The organism is Turicibacter sp. GALT-G1 (genome assembly GCF_025594995.1).
GTDB lineage: Bacteria > Bacillota_I > Bacilli_A > MOL361 > Turicibacteraceae > Turicibacter > Turicibacter bilis.
Window position 1 is genome coordinate 1 of sequence record NZ_JAMQUS010000104.1, and the last position, 1,548, is coordinate 1,548.

A 1,548-nucleotide genomic window follows, 5' to 3' on the forward strand; every position below is an offset into this window, starting at 1 on the left:
ATAATAAGTGTGTGTCCGAGGAAACACTTAATTTTAAAAGATTTTTAGTTAACACAAAATTTTGGATTAATTATTTCAATTTGACTAAGGAAGCATGTGAGCAGATCATTAATGCTATTTTTGAGAGTGAGGTAAATTATGAGAGATAAAGTGATCCAGTTGATAGAAGATGGAGTATCGTTGAAACAAATCAGTAATGATTTGGACGTTAATTATAATACTGTTAGGCAAATATCGGTATCAAATAAACTATTTAAACAGATAGCTGCTTTAGGACTTAATCAAGAGCAATTAGCTAAACTAAACGGCATAGGAAATAACATACGAGCCTTATCACCTATTAAAAATGATAAAGAGTTGTTATTAGATGTAATTGATACACTCAATGATAAGACTACTCGTAATGCTTTAGAAGATTTAGTTAAGGAGATAGTTGATATTAAAGAGCAGAAAGAGTATTTTTTAAAATCAGCCCAAGTCCAAATTAATGCTATTGAAAGTAAAATTGAATATTATCAAGAGAAACTAAACGATTTAGACACTAAACAAGCTATTTTAGAAATGGAATTTAAACCAGTTAAGGCACTACAAAAAACAAATCCTAAAGCCTTTAGAGGGTATCTAAACCTAATTGGTCTATATGATGGACGATACGTACTTAATAAGTTAGTATCTAAGTCTACATGGGGGAAAATGAGAAAAGAAAAAGTAATCCTGTGGGAGTATGGTAGAAATTACATTATAGATATGGAGAAGTTTATCGATCTAACGATAAATACTATGAGCCGAAATAATTATTATGAAGATGGAAGTAACGCTCATCATATTAAATCGCTCCAATATACGACTGTTAAACGTCAGTTATCACCAATTAGAAAAGAATATGAACTGAAATTAGCTGAATTAGAAAAAGAGTTATCAGAGTTGAAAAAATCGCTTAAAAATAAGGGAAAATTAGCAGTTAAAAATTACTTTGAGCAACGAGAATTAATGAATGAATTTACATCAAAAGATACATTAACACATACGAACATTGAGCAAGGAATTTTGAAGTATTTATACAAAGAAAATTGGATTGGTACGATTGAATTATCACATGAAGATTTTCAATTTGATGTGGTCGCATATAATGATAATAATGAGATTATTATTGTTGAAGCAAAAGCTTCACTAGGGGATTTAGATAGAGATTCTAAACTAGAAAAATATCTAAATTATTGTGATTACCTTTATATTGCCAGTAACGATTATGACGTTTGTTATTATGCTTTAAATCGTGATCAGAGGGTTGGAGTTATAAGGCTTGATGGGAATTTCAAGGTCTATAAAATCCTTAAAGAACCAAGTAAATTAGGGAATAGTGACGAATCAATTATACCTAAAATCAATAAAAAAAATGCTAGATTATTAGCGTTAGGGAAGTGAGTTGAAATTATATATAACCAAAAAAATGATGATTAAATAACTATAAAATGAATTTGAAACATGTATCAAATCGCTACATATAATCATTAAAAAATGATTATTAAATATAATTAAAAAATATTA

General features: G+C 28.4%; 1 protein-coding gene. It reads left to right on the forward strand.

The window, feature by feature from the left end; genetic code table 11:
- The first annotated feature begins 138 nt into the window (after positions 1-138).
- Entirely contained in the window at positions 139-1,425 is a 1,287-nt protein-coding gene (locus NEH74_RS13270) for an MmcB family DNA repair protein (RefSeq protein ID WP_128446224.1), read from the forward strand.
- Positions 1,426-1,548: the final 123 nt, after the last annotated feature.

What these genes read in the sequence shown, in the direction of transcription:
- NEH74_RS13270 (WP_128446224.1), top strand. Translation starts at nt 139, where the DNA reads ATGAGAGATAAAGTGATCCAGTTGATAGAAGATGGAGTATCGTTGAAA.